The sequence below is a fragment of the Rhodococcus sp. ARP2 genome (assembly GCF_001029585.1).
In the GTDB taxonomy this organism is placed as follows: Bacteria; Actinomycetota; Actinomycetes; order Mycobacteriales; family Mycobacteriaceae; genus Rhodococcus_F; species Rhodococcus_F erythropolis.
The window spans coordinates 194,334-215,254 of the sequence record NZ_LEKE01000089.1 but is presented as its reverse complement, the minus strand read 5'-3'; the positions used below and the strand labels follow the sequence as shown (position 1 = coordinate 215,254).

Annotated in this window: 19 protein-coding genes; 8 read left to right on the top strand and 11 right to left on the bottom strand. The window is 62.3% G+C overall.

Going from position 1 to position 20,921, the window contains the following annotated elements; translation table 11 throughout:
* Positions 1-71 precede the first annotated feature (71 nt).
* Positions 72-197 carry a hypothetical protein gene (locus ABX74_RS30790; RefSeq protein ID WP_019744941.1) on the top strand — a complete coding sequence of 42 codons (126 nt, stop codon included), beginning with the start codon at positions 72-74 and terminating at the stop codon, positions 195-197.
* 425 nt (positions 198-622) lie between these two features.
* Here ABX74_RS30790 and ABX74_RS24880 read toward each other — a convergent pair whose 3' ends face one another.
* Both ABX74_RS24880 and ABX74_RS24875 read right to left on the bottom strand, forming a co-directional pair.
* Positions 623-1,273 carry a TetR/AcrR family transcriptional regulator gene (locus tag ABX74_RS24880; protein WP_047889907.1) on the bottom strand — a complete coding sequence of 217 codons (651 nt, stop codon included), beginning with the start codon at positions 1,271-1,273 and terminating at the stop codon, positions 623-625.
* Positions 1,274-1,327: 54 nt separating this feature from the next.
* A complete protein-coding gene (locus ABX74_RS24875; protein WP_047889906.1) occupies positions 1,328-1,639 on the bottom strand; it encodes a hypothetical protein in 312 nt (103 codons plus the stop codon).
* A gap of 216 nt (positions 1,640-1,855) precedes the next feature.
* Between ABX74_RS24875 and ABX74_RS24870 the strand changes: the two genes are divergently transcribed.
* From ABX74_RS24870 to ABX74_RS24850, 5 genes are all read left to right on the top strand, one after another.
* Positions 1,856-3,049, top strand: coding sequence for an LLM class flavin-dependent oxidoreductase (locus ABX74_RS24870; RefSeq protein WP_020908805.1), 1,194 nt, complete (start codon positions 1,856-1,858; stop codon positions 3,047-3,049).
* Positions 3,046-4,125: an alcohol dehydrogenase catalytic domain-containing protein gene (locus tag ABX74_RS24865; protein WP_020970498.1), complete on the top strand. Its 1,080-nt coding sequence runs from the start codon at positions 3,046-3,048 to the stop codon at positions 4,123-4,125. Before ABX74_RS24870 ends, ABX74_RS24865 begins: the two co-directional genes overlap by 4 nt.
* Before the next feature lie 180 nt (positions 4,126-4,305).
* Positions 4,306-5,964 (top strand): DNA repair helicase XPB, encoded by a 1,659-nt coding sequence (locus ABX74_RS24860; protein ID WP_019744947.1) that lies wholly within the window; start codon positions 4,306-4,308, stop codon positions 5,962-5,964.
* 102 nt (positions 5,965-6,066) lie between these two features.
* Entirely contained in the window at positions 6,067-8,145 is a 2,079-nt protein-coding gene (locus ABX74_RS24855; RefSeq protein WP_047889905.1) for a peptidase, read from the top strand.
* A 74-nt stretch (positions 8,146-8,219) separates the two neighbouring features.
* Positions 8,220-8,882, top strand: coding sequence for a DUF3239 domain-containing protein (locus ABX74_RS24850; protein WP_020970500.1), 663 nt, complete (start codon positions 8,220-8,222; stop codon positions 8,880-8,882).
* A gap of 9 nt (positions 8,883-8,891) precedes the next feature.
* Here ABX74_RS24850 and ABX74_RS24845 read toward each other — a convergent pair whose 3' ends face one another.
* From ABX74_RS24845 to ABX74_RS24820, 6 genes are read right to left on the bottom strand one after another with little or no spacing between them, the layout of a single operon-like run.
* A complete protein-coding gene (locus ABX74_RS24845) occupies positions 8,892-9,878 on the bottom strand; it encodes an LLM class F420-dependent oxidoreductase (protein ID WP_021345292.1) in 987 nt (328 codons plus the stop codon).
* Positions 9,879-9,891: 13 nt separating this feature from the next.
* Positions 9,892-11,124, bottom strand: a complete 1,233-nt coding sequence (locus ABX74_RS24840) for an MFS transporter (RefSeq protein WP_021332205.1) — start codon at positions 11,122-11,124, stop codon at positions 9,892-9,894.
* A complete protein-coding gene (locus ABX74_RS24835; protein WP_047889904.1) occupies positions 11,121-12,467 on the bottom strand; it encodes an LLM class flavin-dependent oxidoreductase in 1,347 nt (448 codons plus the stop codon). The genes ABX74_RS24840 and ABX74_RS24835 overlap by 4 nt, the downstream gene beginning before the upstream one ends.
* A 31-nt stretch (positions 12,468-12,498) precedes the next feature.
* Positions 12,499-13,371, bottom strand: a complete 873-nt coding sequence (locus ABX74_RS24830) for an ABC transporter permease (protein ID WP_030535349.1) — start codon at positions 13,369-13,371, stop codon at positions 12,499-12,501.
* A complete protein-coding gene (locus ABX74_RS24825; protein ID WP_003940477.1) occupies positions 13,364-14,185 on the bottom strand; it encodes an ABC transporter ATP-binding protein in 822 nt (273 codons plus the stop codon). The genes ABX74_RS24830 and ABX74_RS24825 overlap by 8 nt, the downstream gene beginning before the upstream one ends.
* Positions 14,182-15,261, bottom strand: a complete 1,080-nt coding sequence (locus tag ABX74_RS24820) for an ABC transporter substrate-binding protein (protein WP_019744955.1) — start codon at positions 15,259-15,261, stop codon at positions 14,182-14,184. Before ABX74_RS24820 ends, ABX74_RS24825 begins: the two co-directional genes overlap by 4 nt.
* 277 nt (positions 15,262-15,538) lie before the next feature.
* Here ABX74_RS24820 and ABX74_RS24815 point away from each other — a divergent pair, with 277 nt between their 5' ends.
* On the top strand, positions 15,539-16,501 hold the full coding sequence (locus ABX74_RS24815; protein WP_019744956.1) for a sigma-70 family RNA polymerase sigma factor: 963 nt from the start codon (positions 15,539-15,541) through the stop codon (positions 16,499-16,501).
* Here the strand turns inward: ABX74_RS24815 and ABX74_RS24810 are convergent.
* Positions 16,477-18,198 carry an FUSC family protein gene (locus tag ABX74_RS24810; protein WP_047889903.1) on the bottom strand — a complete coding sequence of 574 codons (1,722 nt, stop codon included), beginning with the start codon at positions 18,196-18,198 and terminating at the stop codon, positions 16,477-16,479. The genes ABX74_RS24815 and ABX74_RS24810 overlap by 25 nt on opposite strands.
* A gap of 187 nt (positions 18,199-18,385) precedes the next feature.
* Between ABX74_RS24810 and ABX74_RS24805 the strand changes: the two genes are divergently transcribed.
* Positions 18,386-19,564 (top strand): acyl-CoA dehydrogenase family protein, encoded by a 1,179-nt coding sequence (locus ABX74_RS24805; RefSeq protein ID WP_047889923.1) that lies wholly within the window; start codon positions 18,386-18,388, stop codon positions 19,562-19,564.
* Between the two features lie 4 nt (positions 19,565-19,568).
* Here the strand turns inward: ABX74_RS24805 and ABX74_RS24800 are convergent, their stop codons facing one another.
* On the bottom strand, positions 19,569-20,195 hold the full coding sequence (locus tag ABX74_RS24800) for a TetR/AcrR family transcriptional regulator (RefSeq protein ID WP_020970505.1): 627 nt from the start codon (positions 20,193-20,195) through the stop codon (positions 19,569-19,571).
* Positions 20,192-20,848 carry a TetR/AcrR family transcriptional regulator gene (locus tag ABX74_RS24795; RefSeq protein WP_020908817.1) on the bottom strand — a complete coding sequence of 219 codons (657 nt, stop codon included), beginning with the start codon at positions 20,846-20,848 and terminating at the stop codon, positions 20,192-20,194. The genes ABX74_RS24800 and ABX74_RS24795 overlap by 4 nt, the downstream gene beginning before the upstream one ends.
* Between the last annotated feature and the right edge of the window lie 73 nt (positions 20,849-20,921).

The following is a 20,921-nucleotide window of genomic DNA, read 5'->3' as shown; positions in this document are numbered from 1 at the left end:
GGCTTTTTTCTGTAAATGAAGTATGGTCGAGGTCAGTTTGTGATTGCCACTTCGAAAAATGAGGAGCGACAATGGCTGACAAGGCGCCGGGAAAGAACATGAAGAAACCCGCTCAGTCGATCAAGGAACGCCGCGCGGAAAAGCGGGCGAAAACTACGGAGTCTTCCGAGTTCATTCGTAAGCGGAAGCGGAGCTGACAGCACAGTCCAGAGGAAGACGAGCTGACTGCGAAGCTGACCAATGCCTGCCTCCACCGACACCCTCGTGCACCTGCACGAAACATTCAACCTGTTCAAGTCACGTAGTCGAGGAACTGATGCACGCTCGCGCGGCTACGCAGCGGGCATGACCCTGGCTTCACTGTGTGTCCTCGACGAACACGCTCGGCAATCCGGAATACTTCTTTCGGATTTACCGCAGAAAGAGAATCAACCATCGTGAAAAGAACAATCCACACCCTGGACCGTATTCAAACGAGACTCGAATCGGAGCTTGATTCCACTCCGGGTGATTCCGAAAAGAATATCGGCTATAGATCCGGAATTTCCGAAGCTATTACTCATGTAATGGAAATGCGGAAGTCAGTGGTCGCGCAGAAATAGGAGGCGTATCAATTAGGCGCTCATCCCAATAACTGCCGCACTCCACCCACCAGAAAGACGACCTGGTCCTCGTAGAAGTCGGCAAGTCGCTCCGGCGTGAGCGGCTTGCTGCTTCCGCTCCAATCGTCCGCCCGGCTCAACGCCTGGAGGAAGCCCATCAAGGCAACCGCCCAGCGAGTCTCGAGCCTTTCGGGATCGGTAGCAGGAAAGGTACGACGGACCTGGTCGAGAAGATGATCACGAAGGTGCATCTCGGTCGCCTCGAGGGCTGGATGGCCCGGTCGTGACATCTGCGGCTGCGAAATCTGCGTGACGATTCTGATCCATCGCATTCCCCGCGTGCGATGGCGAAGAAGCAGTGTCTTGTATGGCGCCGTGACGGCCCGCACCAACGCTTCGACCGTCGGCGGCTCCTTGTCGGCGGCTAGGGCGTCCACGTTCGCGCTGATCTGATCTCGCACCGACGTTCCCATGTCCAACAGCACCGCGGCGACCAGATCCTCCTTGGTGCCGAAATGGTAGTGGACGGACGACGGTCCGAGACCGGCCGCCGCGTTGACCGCGCGCAGCGAAACTGCATCCAATCCCTCTGTCGCGAAAAGCCGTTCAGCAGTTTTGAGCAAACGCAGACGTGTCACGTCGCCTTGACGGTTCTGCCGGGAGTCGGTCATACGAACGAGCTTCGCACGGGCTCGCCGAACTTCTCCGAAGCGCTGACCGCGGAGTCAGAGTGATTCACGGTGTGCTCGCACCCTGTTGTCGCGATCGACCCAGCCGTGGGCGCGCGCGTAGTCCACCATCGCGGAGAACTTCTGCTTCCACTGCGCGTTTCCGACCTGGGTCGCGACGGCTTGTTCCAGGTGAGCAATGTCGAGCCAGACATGATCGTCCTCGAGTTCCCCCCACGGTTCCAATGCCCGACTCAGAGTCTCGGATTGATCGTCGCCGCCTACGACGACCGAGAGACTGGTGAAGTCGTCGACCCCGTTCAGTTCGACGGTCGAGGAGGTGGGGGTGATTGTGACGTCCAGTCGCATGACCTCTTCAACGCTCCTTCTCAAAATGCCTGGTTCAGTTGATCGACTTGAAACAACCTTAGACGACATGACTGCGCCAGATAGCGTTGAGCTACAAGTGATTACAAACCTCCCACTGTGCGGGAGGCTCAACTTATTGGATCAGTTGATCCATGTTAGACATCTCCATCAGAGAGAGTGATCCAAATCACTCCCCTGTCGACAGGAGATGTCATCGTGTGGTCCGCATCGTCCATCCGCTTCGGAGCCTTCCTCGCCCCGTACCATCCGCTCGACGCCGATCCCGCCCTGCAACTCAGACGCGATATCGACCTCATGACACACCTGGACCACCTCGGATTCGAAGAAGCGTGGATGGGTGAGCATCATTCGACCGGCGCCGAGATCGTGCCTGCCCCGGACATGTTCATCGCGGCCGCCGCAGAGCGAACCGAGCGCATCCAGTTCGGCACAGGCGTGACGTCCCTGCCCTATCACCACCCGCTGATCACGGCCGACCGCATCACTCAGCTCGATCTGCAGACCCGCGGACGGCTCATCTTCGGCACCGGCCCGGGCAAGATCCCCCTCGATGCACACATGATGGGCATCAACCCGTCGGACCAGCGTCGTCGCCAGGGCGAAGCGCTCGAGGCCATTCTCGCGTTGCTCCGCGGCGAGGTCGTCAACATGGAAACCGACTGGTTCACGTTGCGTGACGCACGCGCACAGCTGCCCACATACCGTGCGGACGGCATCGAGACCGTGACAGCGTCGACGATTTCCCCCAACGGTTCGGTGCTCGCCGGCAAGAACGGGCTCTCCCTGCTCTCACTCGCGGCGAGTTCACCCAGCGGATTCGACGCACTGGACCGCAACTGGGATGTGTACGAGAAGGTCTCGGCCGAGCACGGCCACCACGCCGACCGGGCGACGTGGCGTGTGGTCAATCCGATGTTCATCGCCGAGACCCGAGCCGAGGCCGAGCGCGCCGTGAGCCGACGGATCGGATCGATGGCCTCCTACGTGAATCGACAGACCGGCCAGAACCCGGCCTGGGCAGATACACCTGCCGGAATCATCGACCAGTGGCGCAACGACACGCTCGGCGAGTTCGGTCAGGCGATCATCGGTACGCCCGAAGATGCGATTGCTCAGATCGAGCGTCTGATCGAGAAGACAGGAGGGTTCGGCACGTTCCTGATCCTTCACGTGGACATGGCGAGCTGGGAGGACACCAAACGCAGCTACGAATTGTTCGCCTCCGAGGTGGTCCCGCACTTCCGGAAGCGGAATGTCGGACGTCAGGCGAGCATGCAGTTCGCCGAGGACAACCGCGAATACCTGATCGGCGGGCTGGTCGGAGCGATCACCAAAGCCCATACCGACTACTACGGCCAACCGGCCGAGACGGGAGCCGTGCGCGCATGAGGGCCGTCCGATTTCAACAGGGAGAATTCGCCGTCGCCGAGATGGCCGACGCGCCGCCGTTGGCACCCCATCAGATCCGCATCGACGTCGTCGCCTGCGGAATCTGCGGCAGCGACCTGAGCATGTCGAAGGACCCGTGCCGATTCGTCGAGGTCGCACACAACGGTGGCTACCCGCTCGCCACCTTCGATCCAGACGCACCCGTGGTGCTGGGCCACGAATACGCGGGTATCGTCGCCGAGACCGGTTCGGCAGTAGACGATTTCATGATCGGTGATCGGGTGGCCGGCATCGGCTTGGCCACCGACACGGCTACCGGGATCCCGACGATCATCGGTTACTCGAACGAATACCACGGTGCGTTCGGCGATCACATCGTTGTCGACGCATTCTGGGTCCGCAAGGTTCCCGACCATCTGTCACTCGAGCACGCCACACTGGCCGAACCTCTACACGTCGGCGAGATGCATCTCCAGCAGTCCGGCCTCACCTCGGCCGATTCAGCGCTCGTCGTCGGTTGCGGGACGATCGGACTGGGTGCCATCGTCGCGGCGAAAGCGAGAGGGGCACAGATCGTCATCGCGTCCGAACCCTCCCCCAAACGCCGCGAGCTCGCCAAGAAGATGGGCGCGGACATCGTCGTCGACCCCTTCACACAGGATCCGATCGAACTGTGGAATCAGATGGTCGCCGAAGGCAACCCGCTCGTGGGCCAGGCCGCGAACGGCATCCTGATCGCCTACGAATGCAGCGGCCGGGCGGGGGTCATCGGCGAACTGATGCGCACCCTGCCGTTCAACTCGCGGATTCAGGTCCTGGCTGCGCCGTTCGGCGACGAGACCATCGTTCCCGTCATCGGGCAGTTCCGAAGGATCTCGATCAACTTCGGTCATGGCCCCTACGAGAACGCGTACGACATCACCCTTGCTCGGTTGGCCGCCGGCGAGATCGACGCCGAAGCGATCATTACCGGCCGTGTCGGGCTCGACGGAGTTTCGGACGCTTTTGCGGCTCTTCGCGCACCCGACGAGCACGTGAAGATCCTCGTCCTGCCCGCTGCAGGTCGTCCGGAATAGCGGTTGGTCCTGCTCTGTTGACGTAGGGGTGCCCGAACTCGGGCACCTCTACTTCTGGCTGTGCGAGCGTCGCCTGTTGGCGTATGCGCTCCGATACCAGGACAATGGCAGGGTTGGCGTCAGCCGACAACGCGGTGCAACGCTCTGTGGCTGCTGCGTTTGTTTCACTAGGAGGCTTCCGTGACCGACGGACCGTTGATCGTCCAATCCGACAAGACGCTGCTGTTGGAGGTCGACCACGAGCGCGCCGGCGATGCCAGGCAGGCAATCGCCCCCTTCGCGGAACTCGAACGCGCCCCCGAGCACGTCCACACGTATCGCATCACTCCCCTGGCCTTGTGGAATGCCCGCGCCGCCGGTCACGACGCCGAGCAGGTTGTCGACGCTCTGGTTTCGTTCTCACGATTCGCTGTTCCGCAACCGCTGCTGGTCGACATCGTCGACACGATGGCCAGGTACGGACGCTTGCAGCTGGTCAAGAGCCCGGTGCACGGCCTCATCCTGGTCAGCCTCGACCGGGCAGTCCTCACCGAGGTGATGCGACACAAGAAGATCTCACCGATGCTCGGTGAGAAGGTCGACGACGACACGGTGATCGTCCACCCGAGCGAACGCGGCCGCCTCAAGCAGATGTTGCTCAAGGTGGGCTGGCCGGCCGAGGACCTCGCCGGCTATGTGGACGGCGAAGCGCACCCGATCGATCTCGCTTTCGAAGAGGGCCACTGGGAACTGCGCGACTACCAGCAGATGGCAGCGGATTCGTTCTGGGCCGGCGGCTCGGGCGTCGTCGTGCTGCCATGTGGCGCCGGCAAGACGATGGTGGGCGCAGCAGCCATGGCAAAGGCCAAAGCCACCACACTCATCCTCGTCACCAATACCGTCGCCGGTCGTCAGTGGAAGCGTGAGCTCATCGCCCGCACGTCGTTGACCGAGGAAGAAATCGGCGAATACTCCGGCGAGCGCAAGGAGATTCGGCCGGTCACGATCGCGACCTACCAGGTGATCACGCGTCGTACGAAGGGCGAGTACAAGCATCTCGAACTCTTCGACTCCCGCGACTGGGGACTGGTGATCTACGACGAGGTCCACTTGCTGCCCGCGCCCGTCTTCCGGATGACGGCAGACCTGCAGTCGCGCCGCCGTCTCGGCCTGACCGCAACGCTGGTTCGTGAGGACGGCCGCGAAGGCGACGTCTTCTCGCTCATCGGGCCCAAGCGCTACGACGCTCCGTGGAAGGACATCGAAGCGCAGGGCTGGATCGCGCCGGCAGACTGCGTCGAGGTGCGAGTGACGATGACGGACGCCGAGCGCATGTCCTATGCCGTCGCCGAACCGGAGGAGCGCTACAAACTGTGCTCCACGGCGCACACCAAAATTGCTGTCGTGAAGTCCATTCTGGCGAAGCACCCCGATTCCCCGACCTTGGTGATCGGTGCGTATCTCGATCAGCTCGACGAACTCGGCGAAGCCCTGAACGCGCCGGTGATCAAGGGATCCACCAAGAACAAGGAACGTGAGATCCTGTTCGATCAGTTCCGTAACGGTGAGATCCAGACGCTGGTGGTGAGTAAGGTCGCGAACTTCTCGATCGACCTTCCGGAGGCGTCTGTCGCCGTGCAGGTTTCGGGAACCTTCGGATCGAGACAGGAAGAAGCTCAGCGGCTCGGACGACTGTTGCGACCCAAGCACGACGGCGGTCAGGCCCACTTCTATTCGGTGGTTTCCCGCGACACTCTCGATGCGGAATACGCGGCACATCGTCAGCGATTCCTCGCCGAACAGGGCTACGCCTACCGGATCACCGACGCCGATGACCTGCTCGGACCTGCAATCGGCTGAGCATTTCTGCAACACGTTGCAGAATCAAATGGACATACGTCCAGTTACCTGTAGAGTGTCCCCTGTCACAGTCGTGTCCATCGGCCGGGGGTCACCAGCACCATGCGCTCAGTTCCACGTCTACGGGGTCGGCTCGCCGGAACCATCTCGCTGCTGACTGCCGCCGTCGTCGTCGCCACGACAGGCGTCAGCGCCGCGGCACCGAGTCCTGCTCCTACCGCGCAGAACTCGGTGTACGCACTTGCGAACGGTTGCTTCGCGCTGCGCACCGAGTCTGGTGATTTCGTCCGTCGTGACGGGTCGGCGTACCTCACCGACGTAACGAAAGCCGCAGACGCCGAACCGTTCCGGCTACATGCGGCCCAGTTGGGTCGTTTCATGCTGTACGGCCCGGACGGGTCGATGCTCTCGCACGACGGCGCGGACTCGGTACTCGCCACTTCCGAAGCAACTCCCTCCACCGACTGGACCGTGATGTCCACCGGTGAATCGTTCGTTCTGACCGCGACCTCGAACGGCCGTCAACTGATCTCGCGAGATTTGATGCTCACGATGTCCGATCCCGGTGACGTTCCCGAATCTGCGTTCACGCTGATCCCGCGCGACGGCTGCGCCGACTTCCCCGAAGCGGAGGTGGGCGCAAACGGCGTTCCAGCAGAAATCGGACCGAACGGTGAAGTCACCGGATTCATCGACACACACGTGCACATGAACGCTTCCGAGTTCATGGGCGGAAACCTGCACTGCGGCCGACCTTTCGACCCTCAGGGCGTCACCGCAGCGCTCGTCGACTGCCCGGACCATCAACCCGACGGGATACCTGCGCTCCTCGAAAACGTTCTGTCGTACGGCAATCCCTTCGAAACTCACGACACCACCGGCTGGCCGAGTTTCGCCGACTGGCCGTCGCACGATTCACTGACACACGAGCAGACGTACTACAAGTGGGTCGAGCGTGCCTGGCGTGGTGGTCTGCGAATCTTCACCAATCTCTTTGTCGCCAACCGTGTGCTGTGCGAGCTGTATCCGAGTAAGCGAAATCCCTGTGACGAGATGGAGACCGTCCGGATCCAGGCGCAGCAGACACGCGAACTCCAGGACTACATCGACGCCCAGTACGGCGGTCCCGGCCGGGGTTGGTTCCGCATCGTGAGCTCCCCTGAACAGGCCAGGCAGGTGGCCGCCGATGGAAAGCTGGCCGTCACCCTCGGGGTGGAGGTGTCCGAACCCTTCGGTTGCTCTGTGCGCAACGGTATTCCGCAGTGCACCGAGGACGACATCGACCGCGGCCTGGACGAGTTGTACGACCTCGGTGTTCGGCAGATGATCGTCACGCACAAGTTCGACAACGCCCTTGGCGGTGCCCGTTTCGACGGCGGCGTCACCGGAGTGGCCGTCAATATCGGCAACTACCTGGGCACCGGGGAGTTCTGGCAGTCGGAACCATGCACCGGCGTTGCCGAGGACAATGTGCTGCCCACCAAGGTCGACGGCGCACAGAATCTTCTCGCGGTACTCCCACCCGGAGTGATGCTTCCGGTGTACCCCTCTGGTCCGCAATGCAATTCGCACGGCCTGACCGACCTCGGCGCATACACGATCCGAGGTTTGATGGACCGAGGGATGATCGTGGACATCGATCACATGAGCGTCAAGACCGCCGAAGAAGCCCTCGACATTCTCGAAGCAGCGAACTATTCCGGTGTTGTTTCCAGTCACAGCTGGAGCGACCCGAGCCTCTACAAGCGGATCTACGCGCTCGGCGGATTTGTCGCCCTGTACGCCGGGCAACTGGACGCATCGGACGACAAGCCCGAGGAGCGTGGGTTCATCGACCAGTGGCGCGACGCACGGGCAATGCGAAGCGAGAACTACTACTTCGGTTTCGGCTACGGCGCAGACACCAACGGCTTCGGGCCGCAGGCCGCACCGCGCGGTGACGCCGCCGAAAATCCGCTCCAATATCCGTACACCGCCTTCGACGGCACCGTCATGGACCAGCAGCGCGCCGGCACCAGGGTTTTCGACGTGAACACCGACGGTGTTGCCCAGTACGGGATGATTCCCGACTGGATCGCGGACATGCGTATTGCTGCGGGCGCCGACGGTGACACGATCATCGAGGACATGAGCCGTGGCGCCGAGGCTTACCTGCAGATGTGGGAGCGCGCGCGAAACTAGCTACGCTGGTGGACGGCTCCCGGGAGATCGGGGGCCGGTCCTAGATCGTCCGGCACCACCCGAAGGATTTTTTCGTGGCTGACTTCCAGTTCACCGTCGACAAGGCCCACGCCAAGTCGGTCAACGACACACTGGCCGACGTACGCCGCCTGCAGATTTCTGCGGTGATTTTCGCGATCGTCCTCGCCGCGGTCGGAGCCTGGCTGATCAGCATGGGTGAGGTGTGGTCCATCATCATCGGCGCGGTCCTCGCCATCGGTGCGGCCAGTTCACTGTGGGTCGCCTTGTGGGCACCTCGCAAGGTGGGAAGCGTCGAATCTCTGTATGCGGACAACCCACTGGTTCCCGCGATCGTCACCGAGGTTCACCCTCGAGCGGCGACCCTGACGGCACTGATCGACATCGCGAAGCCGGCGGCCGGAGCACCGAAGTACGCGCTCGTCAGCCGCAATGTTCGACTCAATCCGAAGTGGCGAGTCGGCGACCGCATTCCGTCGGTGGCACTGCGTTCGGATCGTTCCACCCGCAGCAAGGCTGACACGTGGCAGATGGTCAGCCCCATGCCGATCGAGTGGGGAACCAAGGACTCGGCAGTGCTGGCACGCGCGATCGCAGCTGTCAGTGCGAGCGAGTGGAACTTCCTGCAGAGCCGGATCCCCGACTCCGAAGAAGTTCGCACCCACCCCGATCGCCGGGTTCTGATCAACCCGGCCGATCTTCCTGACTCCCTGCGCTAGCCCTAACGGTTACGCAAGCGCGGGCAGCACTTCCTTCTCGAACATCTCGATTCCCGACGTGTCGTACGCGGCCTCGGGGAAGTAGAAGATTCCGTACTCGAGTCCCTGCGCCTTGAGCGCCGACAGGTTCTCGATGATCTGCTCGGGTGTACCGACGGCAGGCATTCCGCGGAACGCATCGAGCGACGCATCGGCGGCAGCTTCGCCGACCAACGGCGTCAGTCTGTCCTTCAGTGTCTCCAACCGCTGAGCCACCTCGGATTCCGTCGCGCCGATGGCCACGTTGTAGTTGGCCGAACGGACGATGGCGTCGAAATCGGTACCGACGGTGTCGCAGTGCTTCTTCAGGATCTCGGACTTGTGCGCGAAGCCGGCCGGGGTGCCGTCGAAGTTTGTGTACTGCGCGTACTTGGCCGCGATCTTGAGTGTGACCTTCTCGCCGCCACCGGCAACCCAGATGGGAATTCCGCCCTCTTGCAACGGAAGTGGACGGCACAGCGCTCCGTCGACCTGGTAGTACTTGCCGTCGAGCGTCGAGCTGCCGGTCGACCACGCCTGCTGCATGATCTGGATTCCTTCGTCGAGGCGGCCCAGACGCTCACCGGCAGAGGGGAAACCGTAGCCGTACGCGCGCCACTCCTGCTCGTACCAACCGCCGCCGATGCCCATCTCGACGCGTCCACCCGTGATCAGGTCGGTGGTCGCGGCGACCTTGGCGAGGTACGCCGGGTTTCGGTAACTCATGGCGGTACACATCTGGCCCAGTCGGATACGCGAGGTCGACGCACCGAGTGCGGCCATCAACGTCCACGCCTCGTGAGTCGCTTCTTCCGTCGGTTGGGGAACGGTGTGAAAGTGGTCGTAGACCCACACCGACTCCCACGGCCCTGCCTCCGCGCGCAGCGTGAAGTCTCGCATCACCTCCCACTGCTTCGCGGGGTCGATGCCGACCAGGTCCAGACGCCAGCCTTGAGGTACGAACAGTCCGAATCGCATGTAGCGAGCCTACCTACAGTTTCCCGACGCGCGACCGGGGTGACACCCGCGGAGAATAGACCGGAATGAAGCGGAACATCATCGCCGCGCCGGCGAACGAAGTCGCGCCCAGTGCGGCAAATGCCCACCCGAGCGGGAACACCGCGGCGAGAAGACCGATCGCGAGCGGCCCACCGAACATGCCCGTGTCGTGCGTCAATCGCCATGCAGCGAGGAACTCGGCGCGCTCTTCGGGCGGGGCGATATCAGCGCCGAGAGTCATGATCACGCCGTTGCCCAGTCCGTTGCCGATCCCCATCACGACAGCGACCACGGTCAATCCCACTGCACCCGTCGAAAACGGCAACATCAGGTACGACACACCGATCACCGTCAGCGAAGGCACCGCGACCAACCTACGGCCGTATCGGTCCATGATGTGTCCGGCCGGATACGAGCACAGCAGGTCCACGGCCGCACCGATACCGAAGATCACACTCACCTGGGCTGCATCCAACCCGAGGTGCAATGCCCACAATGGAAGAACGGCCTCACGCGAAGCGCGGGCGGCGCCCATCAGAAGGGAGCCTGTCCCGAGCGTCGACAGAGCGGCACGATGACGGCGAAGGATCTCCGGGAGGGTGACGTGCCCGTGATCGCTGTTGCCCGCCTGCACCTTTCGTGGCGGGTCGGGAACGCGGGCCATCAGCGCCCCGGCGAGCACGACGCCCACCAACTGGACGAGGAATCCTCCGCGCGCTCCCACCAGGAGAATCACGCCGGCACCGATGAGCGGTCCCAGGAAGAAACCCAACCGCCACATCGCGGCGAACGACGACATTGCTCGGGCCCGAAGACCGAGTGGCACGGTCTCGGCGAGGTAGCTCTGCCGCGCAAGGCCCCACACCGCATTCGCCAGTCCGGTCAACAGTGCGCCGATACCGAGCATCCACGGAGTCTGTGCAAGCAGACAGATCACCACTCCTGTTGCACCCAAAGAACTTCCGCCGATGATCGACCTGCGCTCACCGAAACGCGACACTATCCGGCCGGCAGGGAGGTCACCGAGTACGGCACCCAAGCCACCGAGCGCAACGATCAGGCCGGCGACGGCGACCGATGCACCCAGGTCGCGCGCGGTGACGGCCATGATGGGGGCAGCCGCACCCTGACCGATCCCGAAGATGGCCGCCGGCACGAAAACCGTTGTGACCAGTGGCTTGAGTCCGGCAATCGCCGGCTGTTCCTTGGGCAGTGTTTCCGTCACGCGCTCACTTCTGCCGCGTCAGCGGCCCGCGAGAACCGGTTCGCCGGACGATCGAGGCCGTAGTGGCCCCGCAGGGTCGATTCGGTGTACTCGGTTCGGAAGAGCCCACGCGCCTGCAGAATCGGCACGACCCGGTCGACGAACACCTCGAGCCCTCCGGGCAGATAGGGCGGCATGATGTTGAAGCCGTCCGCTGCGCCCTTGTCGAACCATTCGGTCAACTCGTCCGCGACCTGCTCCGGCGTCCCGGCAAAAGTCCGATGCCCACGGCCACCGCCGAGTTTGCCGATCAATTCACGGACGGTGAGGTTTTCGCTCTCTGCAAGATCTTTGACGAGCTGGTATCGACTCTTGTTCCCTTGGATGCGATCGATGTCCGGCAACGGTGGCAGCGGGGCATCCAGAGAATGCTCGGTGAGATCGACACCCACCATGTTCGAGAGCTGGCGCAGCGAATACTCCGGAGAGATCAGGTCCGTGAATGACTGCTCCAGAGCCTTCGCTTCTTCTTCCGTATCCGCGATGAAGGGCACGATGCCCGGCAGCACCTTGATCTCGTCGGGACTACGCCCGTACTTGATCAGCCGCGCTTTGAGATCGTTGTAGAAATCCTGCCCCTGCTCGAGGGTTCGTTGAGCGGTGAACACGGCTTCGGCATACCTCGCCGCGAAATCCTTACCGCTCTCGGAGGAACCGGCCTGTACAAGCAGCGGACGTCCCTGTGGAGACCTCGGCGAATTGAGCGGGCCAGCCACCGTGAATCGTTGACCGTCATGGTCGATGCGATGGACACGATCAGGATCGGCGAAGATTCCGGTCTCTTCGTCCAGGACAACTGCCCCCTCTTCCCAGCTGTCCCAGAGTCCGAGCGTCACGTCGAGAAACTCCTCGGCGCGCTCGTAACGACCGCTGTGCGTCGGTACCGCATCGAGGCCGAAGTTCGCGGCCTCGTCGGCGCCGGCCGACGTCACGATGTTCCACCCGCCTCGTCCGCCACTGATGTGATCGAGGGAAGCGAACTTCCTTGCAAGAGTGTACGGATCGCTGTAACTGGTCGACGCGGTTGCAATCAACCCCACCTTCTCGGTGGCCGCAGCGATCGCCGACAGCAAGGTGACGGGTTCGAAGATCGCCTGAGTGTTGTATTTGACCCGCGGGCCGACTGCTAGACCGTCGGCGAAGAACACCGAGTCCAACCTTCCACGCTCGGCGATTCTCCCCAGTTCCTGGAAGTGCTTGACGTCCAGAAGGTTGGCCGCATTTGTGCGTGGGTGGCGCCACGCCGCCTCATGATGGCCGACGCCCATCAGGAAGGCGTTCAGATGAAATTGTCGTTCGGACATGAGTTCGCAGAATCTTTCCGTGAAAGTGTGGTCAGGTGGTGACGCGCCAGCGCGAGAGCCGACGTTCGATCAGGACCAGAATCGCGTTGATTGTCAGACCCAACAACGAGATCGCGACGATGCCCGCATACATGTTCGGGATCTGGAAGTTGAGTTGGGAAGCGGTGATCAGATACCCGAGACCGGCTTTGGCCCCGACCATTTCGGCGGCGATCAGCACGAGAATCGACGACGCGGCGGCCATGCGGATACCCGTGAAGATCGTGGGAACCGCGGCGGGCAGAACCACCTTCTGGAACAGCCGAATCGAGGAGAACCCCAGCGAGGCAGCGGACTTGATCAGCAGGGGGTCCACTGTCCGCACACCGGAGATCGTGTTGAGCAGAATCGGGAAGGTGCAGGCGTAGATCACCAGGGCGATCTTCGATTCCTCACCGATTCCGAGAATCAGCACGAAGACGGGAAGCAGAGCCAAGGCTGCTGTGTTGCGGAACAATTCGAGAATCGGGTTGAGGAAGTCGGAGACCGGGCGGTACCAGGCGATCGCGATTCCCAACGGAATCGCGATCGCGATGGCCACGAAGAATCCGGTCAGCGCACGCGTCAGACTGGCCGAAACATGCTCTTGCAATTGTCCGTTCTCGGCGAGAGTGAAGAATGCGGACACAACTTCGGTGAAGGGCGGGAGGAAGACCTTGTCCACCAGCCCGAGCCGAGGTGCCGCTTCCCAGATACCGAGGAAGATCGCGATCGCAATCGACGGCTTGGCAATCCGCCAGGCGGTGGAACCAATGTAGCGCGCCGCCTTGCCGCCGGCCTGGCTCCGCTGCGCAATGTCAGGTGTTTTGTCGGCCAACGGTTTCGGGGTGGCGACCACCTCCGGCGTCGCCAATGCGCTAGACATGTGCAACCTCCTTGGCAGGATCGAGTTCGCCGGCCCGAGCGCGCTCGACTTCACCGTGCAGCAGCGTCCAGATCCGGTGCCTGAACACTCGGAACTCCTCACCTGATCGCACGTCGTCGCCGGACCGGTCGATGTCGATGTCGACGATCGTCTTGACGCGCCCCGGGCGCGAAGTCAGTACTGCGACACGTTGCCCGAGGTAGATGGCCTCGTCGATTCCGTGGGTGATGAACAGGATGGTCTTGCCGGTGGCCTTCCAGATGCGCAGAAGCTCGTCCTGCAGCGACTCTCGCGTCTGTGCGTCCAGCGCAGCAAATGGTTCGTCCATCAGCAACACTTCGGGATCGAAGGCCAAGCTGCGGGCGATCGCGACTCGCTGCTTCATTCCACCGGACAACTCGTGCGGATAGCGATCCGCGAAACCTTGCAGACCGACCAGTTCGAGGTAATGCTCGGCGAGTTCGCGTCGCTCGCTCTTCTTCACGCCCTTCGCCTCGAGTCCGAACTCGATATTGTGACGTGCAGTTCGCCATGGAAGTAACGCGTATTGCTGGAAGACGATTCCCCGATCCAAGCCTGGGCCCGTGATCTGCTTGCCGTCCAGAAGGATTCGACCGGAAGTGGGTGAACTGAGTCCTCCGAGGAGGTCCAGCAGAGTCGACTTGCCGCAACCACTCGGCCCGACGAGGACCAGGAACTCCCCCGGCGCCACGTCGATGTTGATGTCCTCGACCGCGGTGAAAACTTCGTCGGTCCCACGAATGTCGAACTGTTTGGTGACGTGCTCGAGCCGTAGTTTCGGTTCTGTGCTCATTTTGCTGCCTCCAGTGCCTGTCCGTCAGCGCCGCTGTCGGGTGAATACGTTCCGTTGGCGTACGGGTTGAATTCGTTGGTGTAGATGTCCGACGGCTTCAACTTTCCTTCTTCGAGTTCACCGTTACGGGTGAGCCAGTCGATCCACGTGCTGATCTCGGTATCGGTGATCGTTCCGCCGGGACCGGCAACTCCTGGGCTCTTCCAGTAGCTGATGAGCTTGGTGTCCTCGTTGCGTCCGCGGCTGTTGATGATCGACGTCAGCTTCGCGATCACTTCTTCTCGTGGGTGCGTCTGGGTCCAGCGAATGGCCCGCGCTGTTCCCTGTACGAAATCGGCGACCGCCTCCTTGTTCTGCGCGATGTAGTCGTCACGGAACACCAACGTGCCGTAGGTGAACGAGCCGAACAGCGATTCGTCGGTGAACAGCTCGCGAAGACCACCGCGTTCGAGCGCTGAGTCACGGAAGACCGAGCCGAGGGTGGCGACATCGATCTGTCCCTGCCGCAGCGCCTGTTCCGTGTTGACCGGCGGAACGACGATCAATTCAACCTGCTTGATCTCGTCAGGCGTAAGTCCCTGCCGCGCAAGCCATTCACGGACGACGAACTCGTGGTGCGCACCGAGGGTGTTCATCCCGACCTTCTTGCCGATCAAGTCCTTCGCCGACTTGATCGGACTGTCGTCGAGTACGTAGTACCCGTTGAAGCTCTCCTTGTCGGAGCCGTAGTACCCGATGACCGAGGTGATCGGCGAACCCGCGGAAGCCAACTTCACCACCGCACCGTTGAACGCTCCGCCGAACTCGGTTTGACCGGTCGCTGCGTTCTGAATGCTCTGAGGGCCGCTGGTCGTATCGCCGATCCAGTTGAGCTCCACGTCGTTGAAGTAGCCGAGGTCAGCGGCCAGTTCGGGGTAGATGACCTGTCCGGTGCTGCCCTCGTACCGCAGGACGGTCTTGCCGTCGGCGGTCTTGACGACTTCGTCGGAGGAGCCCGAGCAGGCAACGGCAAGGCTGGACAGAGTGACAAAGGCGACGGCCGCGGCTACCGAGCGCGCGAAACGAGGGCGAATCATGAAGTTGCTTCCTGTAGAAGATGATTGGTTCAGTTCTCGGCTACACCTGTCCGGAGCGCCGTGTGCGGCACTCGGCACAGGCAGGTGTGGGGAATGTCAGTTCAACGACAACAGTTGAGCGACATGAGCGGGAAAGACCGAAACACGTGAGACTCCAATGAATGTGAAGACAGAATCGAGCCGTTAGCAGTGCCGAAACCATACGTCGGCACCCACTACCTGGGTCAACGGTTACATTCATGCCGGATTTAATGTGTGAGGTCCGTATCATGAGGGCATGCTTTCGCCGACGACTGCGCAGGACTTCGAGCAACACCGTGGCCACCTGACGTCGGTGGCCTACCGTCTCACCGGAAGTTTCAGCGACGCTCAGGATGCGGTGCAGGAGGCATGGATACGCTTGCAAGTCGCACAATCGAGACAAGGAAGCGACCTCGAGATCCGGGAGCTGCGCGGATGGCTCACCACTGTTGTCGGTCGGATCTGCCTCGATCATCTCAAATCGGCCGCAGTCAGAAGAGAAAGCTATGTCGGACAGTGGCTTCCGGAGCCGATCGTCACGCCCGTCGACGCCACCGCGGGCACACCCTCAGCGACACCCGATCCGCTGGAGTACGTCGTGACGCAGGAACAGAATCGTTTTGCGGCCCTCGTCGTCCTGGACACCCTTACTCCCGCTCAGCGCGTTGCCTTCGTCCTGCATGACGGCTTCGACGTGCCCTTCGCCGAGGTTGCACGCATCCTCGACATCGAAGTAGCCACTGCCCGTCAGTTGGCCTCGCGGGCCCGTAAAGCCGCAGCGTCGGCGCCGGTCCCGGTCAGTAGCGAGGAGCATGCTGCCGCCGTCGAGCGATTGGTGACGGCTATCGCGAGTGGAGATCTGAACGCCGTGATCGATGCACTCGATCCCGATGCCGTCCTGATCGGTGACGCAGGCGGAACGACCCGCACGGCTGTCAACATTGTGCGCGGCAGCGATCGTGTGGCGCGGTTCTACCTGGGATTGGCCCGCAAGTACGGACCGGCAGCGGTGTTCTCGATGTCACCGGTTCTCGTCAACGGACGGCTCGGCGGTGTATTCGCCGGCTCACCAGGGGATGACCAGTACCCGCAGTTCGCCGCTCGCGTTGCCGGCTTCACTGTCCGCGACGGAGTTGTGTGCGCAGCCTACGATATTGCGAATCCAGCCAAGTTCAGCGCTGTGCCGATGCTCGATCACACCGAACCCGAACGCAAGTAACGAGACTCCCATTCCTCGAGGTGTGATCTGGACACCTGCGTTCCGAACCACAGTCGGTGCAGTACATCCGATCCCAGATGATGCAATTCGGTGTGCGTCCTCCACTGCTGCGACGCCCACTCGGGTTCGTTGTGGGCGGCGTCGATCCCGGCCATCGCGCTACCTCGCAGTTCGAAGTCCAGGTCCCGTCGAAGCTCCGAAAGCTCCGACCAATTCGCCTGTGGTGCATAGTGCCTCGCGCGGATTTCGGTCAGCAGCTTGAACAGGACGCTACTCGCCCGTTCGTCGACCCAGATCAGAGTGCGTCGATGCGCACCGCGCCCCACCGTCCACAGGACCACCAACGCCACGACGACGCCGATTGCCGTCTCGAGCATGCGGCTGAGGATCAGATGTTGGACGGTCCCGTGCGCACCACCGGCCGCGCCGAGGAGAATCGCGAGGGCGGTGATGAAGATGACGGCTATCCCGTAATTCCGCACCAGGAACAGCTCGATCCCGGCCATCAGGACTGCAAGTACCGCCACCAACCACAGACCGGTCGGACTCCAGGCGTAGATGGCACCCAACAGAATCAACCCGAGGACGGTTCCGCCGATGCGGTGAATTCCGCGATAGGTGCCCAGTATTCGATCCGGTCCTTGATGAAGGACCATCGCCGCGGCGATCACCGCCCAGTCCGGGCGATCGATGCCGAGCAGGACGGTGAGGGTTCCCGCGGCCATGCAGGCAATGGACAGCCGAAGTGCCGTGACCGACGCTCGGCTGGACGGATTGCAGGCGCGGAGGAACCGATATCGGATCGTCGGATCGGGCAGAGGCGGGTGAGCCCCGACCTCGTCGACGTCGAACGCGGGGTCCGCCATGAGCTCCGGATCGTGGTCGTCGGAGATCGCTCTGGCCATCGAGATCTGCGCTCGTTCGAGTTCACGGGTCAACGGGTGGTCTTTCCCGACGATTGCGCCGCGGTAAAGGCACTGCCACGCGTCGTGCAGCCGAAGTGCTGCAGCGTGGCGTTTGTCTCGTGTGAGTTCGGGTGGGGCGTACGCCGCCTGAGCGTCCGTGTACTCCGCAACGGCCGATACGGCTGCCTGTACAGCGCTGCGTTCGACAGCTCTCGGTGCCCACACGATTCCCGTCATCGAGACGACCACCGCGCTGATCCCACCGATTGCCGTCCACATCGCGACCTCGACCGGCGGCTGGCCGGGAGTGGCGATCACGGAGCTGATCTCGGTGGTGAGCAACAGAAAGAACGCGCCCGGTGGACCCAATCGAAGCGCGTCGACGGTGAAGGCGCAGGTCGACACCACGACGGCCATGATCAGCACGACAAAGACGAGCAGCACCGTCGGCGCTCCCTCGGCGATGGCTCGGTGGACGGGCTCACCCACTGATGCCCCGATGAAGGACAGGATCGTCAGCGCCGTCGCGGCGATACCGACTGCCTTCCACCTGCTCCGGTACGGACGACCCTCACCGTAGATCGATGCAAATGCACCGAGGCCGACCAGGAGCGAAGCAGACCCGAATCCGAGCAGTGTGGCGATGGCCGCCGGAATCGCCAGGGCGAGGGCGACGCGAACCGCTCCGGGGTACCTGTTTCCCACCGGCGGCAATCCGAACAGGACGCTGCGCGCCGGCCGCGGAGCCGGGAGGTTGGACTCGTGACCCGCTGATGTTTCTTCGGGGTCCACTGCCCATCCTTCGCGCCGGCCTGTTCGTGTCTGTGTCCTCCCATTCTTGCGGGCGGCCGACGTGGAATTCGAGGCGGGTCCGGAGGTCGATTCGACCACCCTGTTATTGACACTCTGTCAACAGTGTGGATGATAGGTGGAGTCGGATCCGCTCGCGGGTCGCACTTCATCGATCGGGAGAATCACGATGACGCAAGGATCTACCGCAACCCGAACCACCGAACGCCGGTCCCCGTGGATGGACGACGAATTGGAGGCCGTGGCCGACCTGGCAAGGAACTTCTTCGCCAAACACGTCACACCGCATCAGAAACGCTTCGCGTCCCAGGGTTTTCCCGACAAATCCGCATATCGGGAACTCGGGACGCTCGGGCTCGCCGGCATGTCGATCCCCACCGAGTACGGCGGCGGAGGAGGAACGTTTGCGCACGACGCCGTGCTGTTCCACGAGCAGGTCATGGCGGGCGATCATTCACTCCAACTCGGCGTGCACTCGGGAATCGTGCCGCACTACCTCAATGCCTACGCCGATCACGAGCACAAACTGCGCTGGCTACCGAAGCTGGTGAGTGGCGAGTGGGTGGGCGCAATCGCCATGACCGAGCCCGGCACCGGATCCGACTTGCAGAACATCACCACCCGCGCCGTCCGCGACGGTGACGACTACCTGATCAGCGGCGCAAAGACATTCATCTCGAACGGTCGCAATTGTGATCTGGTGATCATTGCCGCCAAGACCGATCCCGGTCTCGGAGCGCGTGGAGTGTCGCTCATCGTGGCCGAGGTCGATGACAACACACCGGGTTTCGAGCGCGGGCGAATACTCGAGAAGGTCGGACAGAAGGGCCAGGACACCACCGAGCTGTTCTTCGACCGCTTGCGGGTGCCTGCAACAAACCTGCTCGGGGACCGCGAAGGCACAGGGTTTGCCCAGCTGATGCAGCAGCTACTGCCCGAACGATTGATCTGTGGGGTTGCAGCCACTGCGGCAATGGAGCGTGCCGTCGCCCTCACCGTCGAGTACACCAAATCCCGAAACATGTTCGGACAAATGCTCTTCGATCTGCAGAACACCCGCTTCGAACTTGCCGAGTGTGCGTCCATCGCTCGTATCTCACGAACGTTCATCGACGACTGCATCGTCAAATATCTTGCCGGGCAACTCGATGCGACTACCGCCGCGATGGCCAAGTACTGGCTCACCGATCAGCAGTGCGCCGTGATCGACCGCTGCGTGCAACTACACGGCGGGTACGGCTACATACTCGAATATCCCATCGCTCAGATGTACGCCGACGCTCGTATTCAGCGAATCTACGCCGGATCGAACGAAGTCATGAAGGACCTCGTGGCGAGATCACTCTGAGCAATCAGGAATCCGCCTCGCACGCCGGCAGAACGTCACGCACGATGGCGAGCAAACTGCGTACCAGCAGAAGGTGCACCTGTTCGCGGTCGAGCGCTCCCGTCACCAACCACTGCTTACTGGCGGCCTTCGCCAATCCTCCGTACGCCACGATCATCGAATGAACAGCAGCCTCGCTGCCTTCACTCGGTCGAATCTCGAGCGCATCCATCATCCGTCGCGCAGCAACGTCGTCAGCGTCCTGCAGGATCCGGTCCATCTCGGGATCACGGCGGAGGTCGTCGGACATGACTGTCGAGATCCACATGTCTCGATGACGCCAGGCGACGTCGAGCCACCGATCGATCACGGCGCCGATCCGCTTCTCCTGGCTCGCCGATCGCGGAATGCGGTCCACCGCCACTTCGGGAATGAAGACGAATCGCCGCACGACGTCGAGGTACAACTCCCGCTTGGAGCCGAAGTAATGATTGAGCAGCGGACGACCGACCCCGGCCGCCTTGGCCAACTCGGTCATCGAGACGTCGGCAAAAGACTTCTCCTCGAAAACCTTTGCCGCGCTGACAATGATCTGCTCACGTCGGTCTTCGGGACCGAGACGCTTTCCGCCTGTGGCCGACGCGGACGTCATTCTTTTCTCGCGGGCGTGCTGTTGACCGTCGCCTGCGCTTCGACCATGAGCGAAATGTGTTCCACCAAACGCTTTCGAGAGATCTTGGAGGACGGGGTGTGCGCCTGATAGATGAACGCGAGGGCACCGAACAGCCCCACCGAATTGAGTTCGGAGTTCGCGGAGTCGGTTGCCTCGCCGCCGTACATCAGCTCGAGCGACGCGGAGATCGGATTGGTGAACTCCGCCATCAATTCTCGCCCTCGATCCCACAGCGCAGGTTCCGCCTGGGATTCGACGAACATGATGCGTCCACGGCGCGGATCCTTGAATACGTAGGTGGTGAAGGCCTTCACCACGTGACGGATCAGCGCCGACGGTTCGGAAGGTGCCGCCTCGAGAGCGTCCAGAATAGTGTCACGCGCCCCGAGAACGACCTCGTCGAGCACGGCGACCAGCAGTTCGTCACGATTGGCGAAGCTCTCGTAGAAGTACCGTTCGGTCAGCGCAGCCTCGCGGCAGGTCGCACGCATGGTCGCGGCGGCCGCACCCTCGGTGCCCATGATCTGCAGCCCGGCTTCGATCAGCTGTGCCCGGCGCGCGGCGCGGCGATCTTCTGGTTCCTGCCCACGCCACCTGCGCGGGCCGGTGCGCCGAGCCTCGGTATCCGTCATCTCCCCATGTTCTCACTGACCGGCAGTGCTCTCGACCTCAGGTTATCGCGGCGACCTCGGCAAGCGAACTGAC

Excerpts from the sequence above, each read along its gene's own strand:
- ABX74_RS30790 (WP_019744941.1), top strand. The coding sequence starts at position 72 with ATGGCTGACAAGGCGCCGGGAAAGAACATGAAGAAACCCGCTCAGTCG.
- ABX74_RS24880 (WP_047889907.1), bottom strand. The coding sequence starts at position 1,273 with ATGACCGACTCCCGGCAGAACCGTCAAGGCGACGTGACACGTCTGCGT.
- ABX74_RS24875 (WP_047889906.1), bottom strand. The coding sequence starts at position 1,639 with ATGCGACTGGACGTCACAATCACCCCCACCTCCTCGACCGTCGAACTG.
- ABX74_RS24865 (WP_020970498.1), top strand. The coding sequence starts at position 3,046 with ATGAGGGCCGTCCGATTTCAACAGGGAGAATTCGCCGTCGCCGAGATG.
- ABX74_RS24855 (WP_047889905.1), top strand. The coding sequence starts at position 6,067 with ATGCGCTCAGTTCCACGTCTACGGGGTCGGCTCGCCGGAACCATCTCG.
- ABX74_RS24845 (WP_021345292.1), bottom strand. The coding sequence starts at position 9,878 with ATGCGATTCGGACTGTTCGTACCTCAAGGCTGGCGTCTGGACCTGGTC.
- ABX74_RS24835 (WP_047889904.1), bottom strand. The coding sequence starts at position 12,467 with ATGTCCGAACGACAATTTCATCTGAACGCCTTCCTGATGGGCGTCGGC.
- ABX74_RS24830 (WP_030535349.1), bottom strand. The coding sequence starts at position 13,371 with ATGTCTAGCGCATTGGCGACGCCGGAGGTGGTCGCCACCCCGAAACCG.
- ABX74_RS24825 (WP_003940477.1), bottom strand. The coding sequence starts at position 14,185 with ATGAGCACAGAACCGAAACTACGGCTCGAGCACGTCACCAAACAGTTC.
- ABX74_RS24820 (WP_019744955.1), bottom strand. The coding sequence starts at position 15,261 with ATGATTCGCCCTCGTTTCGCGCGCTCGGTAGCCGCGGCCGTCGCCTTT.
- ABX74_RS24815 (WP_019744956.1), top strand. The coding sequence starts at position 15,539 with ATGCTTTCGCCGACGACTGCGCAGGACTTCGAGCAACACCGTGGCCAC.
- ABX74_RS24805 (WP_047889923.1), top strand. The coding sequence starts at position 18,386 with ATGACGCAAGGATCTACCGCAACCCGAACCACCGAACGCCGGTCCCCG.
- ABX74_RS24800 (WP_020970505.1), bottom strand. The coding sequence starts at position 20,195 with ATGACGTCCGCGTCGGCCACAGGCGGAAAGCGTCTCGGTCCCGAAGAC.
- ABX74_RS24795 (WP_020908817.1), bottom strand. The coding sequence starts at position 20,848 with ATGACGGATACCGAGGCTCGGCGCACCGGCCCGCGCAGGTGGCGTGGG.